The organism is Paraburkholderia sp. J11-2 (assembly GCF_905220185.1).
Classification (GTDB): Bacteria; Pseudomonadota; Gammaproteobacteria; order Burkholderiales; family Burkholderiaceae; genus Paraburkholderia.
Genome location: NZ_CAJMYY010000054.1, coordinates 25,975 through 32,535 on the forward strand (window position 1 = coordinate 25,975; position 6,561 = coordinate 32,535).

Below are 6,561 nucleotides of genomic sequence, written 5' to 3' on the forward strand. Positions count from 1 at the left end.
CCAATCAAGGCCACGTTGGCGGCGCAGCCTTGCGCCGCCACCCAGACACTGTCGCGAACCCAGGGAGTCCATGTGATTCGCAGATCGTTCCTCAGGTTGTTCCCGCTCGTGGCGGGCAGCGCGCTCGCCCTTTCGGCCTGCGGCTTCCAGTTGCGCGGCGAGCAGAACTTCGCCTTCAAGCGCCTCGCCGTCGTCGGCGCGCCGCCGCCGTTCGTCGGGCGCCTCTCGCGTATGGTCGAAGGCGGCAGCGATTCGGTCGTGGTCGATTCGGTGGCCAACGCCGACGCTGTGCTGCACGTTTCCGAAGGGCGCAGCTTCAGCACGCTCACGCTCAATTCGGTCGGCGCAGTGGTGGAATATCAGGTCAACTACACGCTCAACTTCACGCTGACGAGGCCGGACGGCTCCGTGCTGATCCAGCCGAGCGCAATCGCGCTGAATCGCGCGATGACGTATAGCGATCAGTTCTCGACCGCCAAGACGCAAGAAGCCGACCTGCTGTTCACCGACATGCAGAACGACGCCGTCGATCAGCTCATGCGGCGCCTCGCCGTGCTGAAAACGATCAACCCGACGCCCGATCAGGTCGTGCCGGGTGTGGCGCCGCGCGCACCGCTGCCGCCGCCGCCGCTGTAATGCGCGCGGTTTCCCTCTACTGAGCGATCTTCGACCGAGCGCCATGCAACTGCGACCCGACGCACTCGAACCGCACCTCGCGAGAGGACTGGCCGGCCTGTACGTCGTCTACGGCGACGAACACCTGCTCGCCCAGGAGGCGTGCGACCGCATCCGTGCGGCTGCGCGCGCGGCGGGCTTTACCGACCGCTCCGTGTTCACCGTCGAGCGCGGCTTCGACTGGAGTTCGCTCCTCGGCGCGAGCCAGTCGATGTCGCTCTTCGGCGATCGCCAACTCGTTGAGTTGCGCATTCCGTCGGGCAAGCCCGGCAAGGAAGGCGCGGACGCACTGAAGACGCTCGCTGCGGCCGCGAATCCCGATGTGCTGATGCTCGTTACGCTGCCACGCCTCGACGCGGCCACGCAGAAGTCCGCCTGGTTCACCGCGCTCTCGGAAAGCGGTGTGGCGATCAAGATCGACCCGGTCGAGCGCACGGCGCTGCCGAACTGGATCGGCCAGCGCCTCGCGCTGCAAGGTCAGCGCGTTGCGCCAGGCGAGGACGGCCGGCGCGCGCTGCAGTTCGTGGCGGAGCGCGTGGAAGGCAATCTGCTGGCGGCGCATCAGGAAATCCAGAAACTTGGGCTGCTGTATCCGCAAGGCGTGTTGAGCTTTGAGCAGATTCACGACGCCGTGCTCAACGTCGCGCGCTACGACGTATTCAAGCTCAACGAAGCCATGCTGACCGGCGATGTCGGGCGCCTCGCGCGCATGCTCGACGGGCTGCAGGGCGAGGGTGAGGCTTCGGTGCTGGTGCTGTGGGCCGTGGTCGAGGAAATCCGCACGCTGCTGCGCATCAAGCGCGGCGTGGCGGCCGGCAAGCCGCTCGCCATGCTGCTGCGTGAGAACCGCGTGTGGGGGCCGCGCGAGCGGCTTATCGGGCCGGCGCTTTCGCGCTTGAGCGAAGCGACGCTGGAGCGTGGACTTGCGCTTGCGGCGCGGCTCGACCGCCAGGTGAAGGGCCTTTCGGGGCAATCGCGTGCCGATTGGCGCAACGCTTTGCCTCCCGACGCCTGGGACGGCCTCTTCGAACTGGCGATGACGGTGGCCGCGCCTCGCGATGGCGGCGCGCCGGCGCGCAGCGCTGCGGCGCCAGGCCGCGCGCAGCCGGACGCTCAGCCACGCAGCCCGGCTGCTGCGGCAGCCGCCGCAGCGGCAGCGGCCCGACCGCGCACCGCAGGGCCGTCGCGCCGGCCGGGCTAAAGCCCTCCACGGCTTGCCCGAACCGGCGCTTCGGCACCTGCTCTATGCCTGCCGCGCGGCCGGTGCGCATGCCGAGCCGCCCGGCCATGTCCAGCAAAGCTTGGCGGCTGGCCTTAAAATCGGCCTGAACCGCTTTGAATCGAACCGCGCTCGGCGCAATCCGACTGTGCCTCACGCGCCGCATGACGAAAGACACCATGGATATCGACCAGTACATGACCGACCTCGGCCGCCGCGCCCGCAAAGCTTCGCGCGCGATGGCACGGGCCTCGACGGCCGCGAAGAACGCGGCGCTCGATGCGGTGGCGCAAGCCATCGAGCGCGACGCGCAGCACCTGAAGGATGCGAATGCACGCGACCTCGCACGAGCGAAGGAGAAGGGCCACGACGCCGCTTTCATCGACCGTCTCACGCTCTCTGACAAGGCGCTCAAGACGATGATCGAAGGTCTGCGCCAGGTCGCGGCGCTGCCGGACCCGATCGGCGAGATCGGCAACCTCAAGTTTCGCCCGAGCGGCATTCAGGTGGGGCAGATGCGCGTGCCGCTCGGTGTGATCGGCATCATCTACGAATCGCGTCCGAATGTGACGATCGACGCCGCGGCGCTGTGCCTGAAGTCCGGCAACGCCACGATTCTGCGCGGCGGCTCCGAGGCGCTGGAGTGCAACACGGCGCTCGCGAAGCTGATCGGCGAGGGGCTGGCGGCAGCGGGCCTGCCGCAGGACGCGGTCCAGGTGGTCGAAACGGCGGACCGCGCCGCGGTGGGCAAGCTCATCACCATGACGGAATACGTGGACGTGATCGTGCCGCGCGGCGGCAAGAGCCTGATCGAGCGCCTGATGGCCGAAGCGCGCGTGCCGATGATCAAGCACCTGGACGGCATCTGCCACGTATACGTGGACGACCGCGCCGACCTCGCAAAGGCGCTGACCGTGTGCGACAACGCCAAGACGCACCGCTACGGCACCTGCAACACAATGGAGACGCTGCTCGTGGCGCGCGGCATTGCGCATGACGTGCTGCCGCCGCTTGGCCGCCTCTATCGCGAAAAGGACGTGGAACTGCGCGTGGATGCCGCGGCGCGCTCGATTCTCGCGGACGCTGGCGTGGGTCCGCTCGTGGACGCTACGGAAGAAGACTGGCGCACCGAGTACCTTGCGCCCGTGCTGGCGGTGAAGGTGGTCGATACGCTCGACGATGCGATCGAGCACATCAATCACTACGGATCGCACCACACCGACGCCATTGTCACGGAGGATCATGACCGCGCCATGCGCTTCCTGCGCGAAGTGGACTCGGCGAGCGTGATGGTGAACGCGTCGACGCGCTTCGCCGACGGCTTCGAATTCGGCCTTGGCGCGGAAATCGGCATTTCGAACGACAAGCTGCATGCGCGCGGCCCAGTGGGCCTCGAGGGCCTGACGTCGCTCAAGTACGTTGTGCTCGGCCACGGTGAGGGCCGCCAGTAGCCGTTAGCCCAGGCGAGGCGGCACGCCGTCTCCCCCTTAATTGACCATCAAGAAGAAAAAAGAATGTCGATGCTTTGGGTCAAGACGTTTCATATCGTACTGATCGCCTCGTGGTTCGCGGGCCTGTTCTATCTGCCGCGCATTTTCGTGAATCTCGCGATGGAAACGGAGCCCGCGGCCGTCAAGCGCCTGCTCATCATGGCGCGCAAGCTCTACCGCTTCATGACGCTCATCGCTGTACCGGCCCTGCTATGCGGTCTGTGGCTGTGGCTCGTTGTGGGCATCGGACGCGGGCAGGGCTGGATCCATGCGAAGGTCGGCGTGGTCGTGCTGCTCATCATCTATCACGCGTACTGTGGGCGCCTGCTGCGCACCTTCGAGCGCGGCGAGAACCGTCGCTCCGACAAGTGGTATCGCATGTTCAACGAACTGCCAGTGCTTGGCATGCTTGCCGCGGTGGCGCTGGCGGTTATCAAGCCGTTCTGACACAACGTTCCCGTCTTCTTCTTCAAATCCTCCACGTCTGGCGGCCACAAATGCTACCAGTATCCATACGGCGCATGCGTGCCGCCGCCACGCGCCATTGATCCTCGCGCTTCACGAACACGTCCGTGAAGCGATACTCGACAGCCTTGTAACCCGTTGCTGGCGTGTAACGGTTGATGCCGGTCACCACGGCGACATTGTCGAGCACCCGTACGCGCACATCCTCCAGCACTTGCGAGCCGCCGGCGGCAACTGACGCGGCGGCCAGCAGGTCACGTTTGCTGCGGCGGATGTTGCCCGGCAATACTTCGAAGAACTTATCGTCTAGCAGGTCGTTGAGAACCGCGCCGTCGCCGGTTGCGGCGGCCTGCGTCCATTGATGTTCGAGGAGTTCTACCTGCAGGCGTTCGCTAATGGGGTTGTTTGCGGCCGGCACGGCGGCGAAAGCGGACGACGTTAGTGCGCCGACGACGGCGAGAATCAAGAGGCGTTTCATGGCGTTTCCTTGTATGTGAGCGCGAAGCCGGATGGCTCGCTCAGCTGGGGAAACGGATAGGGGCGCAGCCAGCACGTGGCCGGTATGAAAGCGTGCGACTACCGTGAACTTGGTGACGCATGCGCGACGCCAGTGTGGCTCGTTGACGCGGAAGCCCGGAGTCAGCGTTTCCCGACACACAAAGTCTATTTTGCTGACGGACGATGGGATATAGGACTAGTCTCAAAACCACTGCGGAAATCCGGGGTTGTTTTTGCGCAACGGCTTGGGTTTGAAGCCGGGTTGTACCCGTTTTCGCCAATCAATGTTTTCAGGGGTATTCGGATATGCCATGAATATGGGGCGAACTGAGGGGCTCATTTTCTGTAGGCGGATGACTGCCGTCTTCAATAATTAAAATGTGACGTAGGAATTATTCTTGCGTTGCGTAAGTTACTTTAACTAATTGAGTAATATTATTTATTTTATCGAAATTAATTTTTTGATTGATCGCAATAACTTAAAGATTTTTTCCGCGATTTCGATGTGCTGACTTTTGAATGAACGATGCCGATTGCCGCCGCGATACTCGCCGGAAATGCCTTTGTGGGAGCGCCATTTTTCTTGATTTTTCATGAAATTGTTCTTTAAGAGTTCTCTTATGGCCCTCATGAAATCAAGCACATATAGTCGCCTCAATCATCGCATGTCGTTCTGCTGACTTTGTCAGGGAATTCTGATTATTCACTAAAATCGGCGAGCAACTGCATGAGCCAGGTAAATCGTTGATCTCGCAGGGGCAGCGGTTTTTTCGAATTGAAGGCAATCATCGGGGGCGAGGAATGAACAAGTCGAATAGATTGGTCTGGCACGAGTCAGCACGACCGCGGGCCGCAATTCAAATGATTGCTGCTGCTCGTGGGCAGGGGCAGCAGGGAACTCCCACTGGCTGAGAGGGCAGGTGACCTGCCAGTGAGTCGCTCCCCTCCCGGTTTTAGACACAAACAAGCAGCGGTCGGCGACCGAACGCATGGGCTGAATACGATCACCACTGCCGGCGACCACGGCCCGAACAAGGCAGCGCGGCCATCGGTGCGGTGGCAGCGCTTCACTGGAAGCCATCCCGCGCGAACGCGTTCGAGTCAGTTCGAACAAGCCTTCAGCCGGGATTGAGCGCAGCTACGGTTTCTAGTGTTTGACATATCGATTAGGATTGCATATGAATAAGATCTACCGTTCAATATGGAATGAGGCTACCGGCACTTGGGTCGCCGCTCCGGAAATGGCCACGGGACGTAAAAAGAAGGCGTCTGCGGTGCGGACGCTGAGGGCCGCGTCGGCGCTTGGTCTTGCTGGCGTATCGCTCGGAGCTGTCGCGTCTGCCCTCGATGGCGGCAACATCGGCTCGAATAATGATGCTTCAGCATTATCCATCGGCACCGGAAGTAGCGCGACGTCGACGGGTGACATCGCCATAGGCGCAGGCAGCACGAACTATCACACGATAGCCAGTGGCGGCAATGCCGTCGCGTTGGGCGTCAACACGTCCGCGCTTTCGGTCAAGTCTCTTGCGCTTGGCTCAGACGCATATGTCGGCACTTCTGCCGACTACGGGTTGGCGCTGGGCCCTGGCGCTAAAGTTGCTGACGGCGCAGTACACGCCATCGCATCGGGCTACGGCTCCTTGGCCAGCGCCGCCAATGCAATGGCTCTCGGATTTTCTGCGCAGGCTTCGAGTATGAACGCCATTGCGATTGGCGATAGCGCAGTCGCCGGCACTGCGAACTCCGTGGCGTTGGGCAACGGCGCGACAACGGGAACGGTTGCTGGCACTCCGAGCGGTGTGATCGGCGGAGTTACCTACCAGTACCAGGGGGTGAGCCCGACGGGTACGGTGAGCGTAGGCGCATCAGGAGCCGAGCGCACAATCACCAACGTGGCGGCGGGCAGCGTGTCGGCTTCGAGCACGGACGCGGTGAACGGCTCGGAGCTTTTCGCGACGAACACGCAGGTCTCGGCCAATACGACCTCGATCTCTAACCTTGCCGGCAATGTGACTACCATCAACGGTCAGATCACGAACTTGCAGGGCAACGTGACGACCATCAATGGTCAGATCACCAACATCAACAGCAAGCTGGCCGATGCAGTGATGTACGACTCGTCGGCGCATAACACGGTGACGCTGGGCGGCTCGGGCAATGCGGCGGTCACGCTGACGAACGTGGCAGCGGGTGCGGTGACTGCCTCGAGCC

General features: G+C 62.7%; 7 protein-coding genes. 5 read left to right on the forward strand and 2 right to left on the reverse strand.

From position 1 onward, the window contains the following. Window positions 1-72: 72 nt before the first annotated feature. From lptE to U5A57_RS40240, 4 genes are all read left to right on the forward strand, one after another. The gene (gene lptE, locus U5A57_RS40225; RefSeq protein WP_321917787.1) at window positions 73-636 is read left to right on the forward strand and encodes an LPS assembly lipoprotein LptE; all 564 of its coding nucleotides are present in this window, start codon (window positions 73-75) and stop codon (window positions 634-636) included. A 43-nt stretch (window positions 637-679) separates the two neighbouring features. Next, window positions 680-1,876, forward strand: coding sequence for a DNA polymerase III subunit delta (gene holA / locus U5A57_RS40230; RefSeq protein WP_321917789.1), 1,197 nt, complete (start codon window positions 680-682; stop codon window positions 1,874-1,876). A 197-nt stretch (window positions 1,877-2,073) separates the two neighbouring features. Beyond that, the gene (locus tag U5A57_RS40235) at window positions 2,074-3,345 is read left to right on the forward strand and encodes a glutamate-5-semialdehyde dehydrogenase (protein ID WP_321917799.1); all 1,272 of its coding nucleotides are present in this window, start codon (window positions 2,074-2,076) and stop codon (window positions 3,343-3,345) included. A gap of 63 nt (window positions 3,346-3,408) precedes the next feature. Continuing rightward, window positions 3,409-3,831: a CopD family protein gene (locus U5A57_RS40240; RefSeq protein WP_321917791.1), complete on the forward strand. Its 423-nt coding sequence runs from the start codon at window positions 3,409-3,411 to the stop codon at window positions 3,829-3,831. 22 nt (window positions 3,832-3,853) lie between these two features. On the opposite strand, the gene U5A57_RS40245 is transcribed toward U5A57_RS40240, so the two are convergent. Both U5A57_RS40245 and U5A57_RS40250 read right to left on the reverse strand, forming a co-directional pair. Beyond that, the gene (locus U5A57_RS40245; RefSeq protein ID WP_321917793.1) at window positions 3,854-4,327 is read right to left on the reverse strand and encodes a nuclear transport factor 2 family protein; all 474 of its coding nucleotides are present in this window, start codon (window positions 4,325-4,327) and stop codon (window positions 3,854-3,856) included. 459 nt (window positions 4,328-4,786) lie between these two features. Further along, entirely contained in the window at window positions 4,787-4,942 is a 156-nt protein-coding gene (locus tag U5A57_RS40250; RefSeq protein ID WP_321917795.1) for a hypothetical protein, read from the reverse strand. 583 nt (window positions 4,943-5,525) lie between these two features. Here U5A57_RS40250 and U5A57_RS40255 point away from each other — a divergent pair. Beyond that, window positions 5,526-6,561 (forward strand): ESPR-type extended signal peptide-containing protein (locus U5A57_RS40255; protein WP_321917797.1); only part of this gene is annotated, 1,036 nt, incomplete at its 3' end.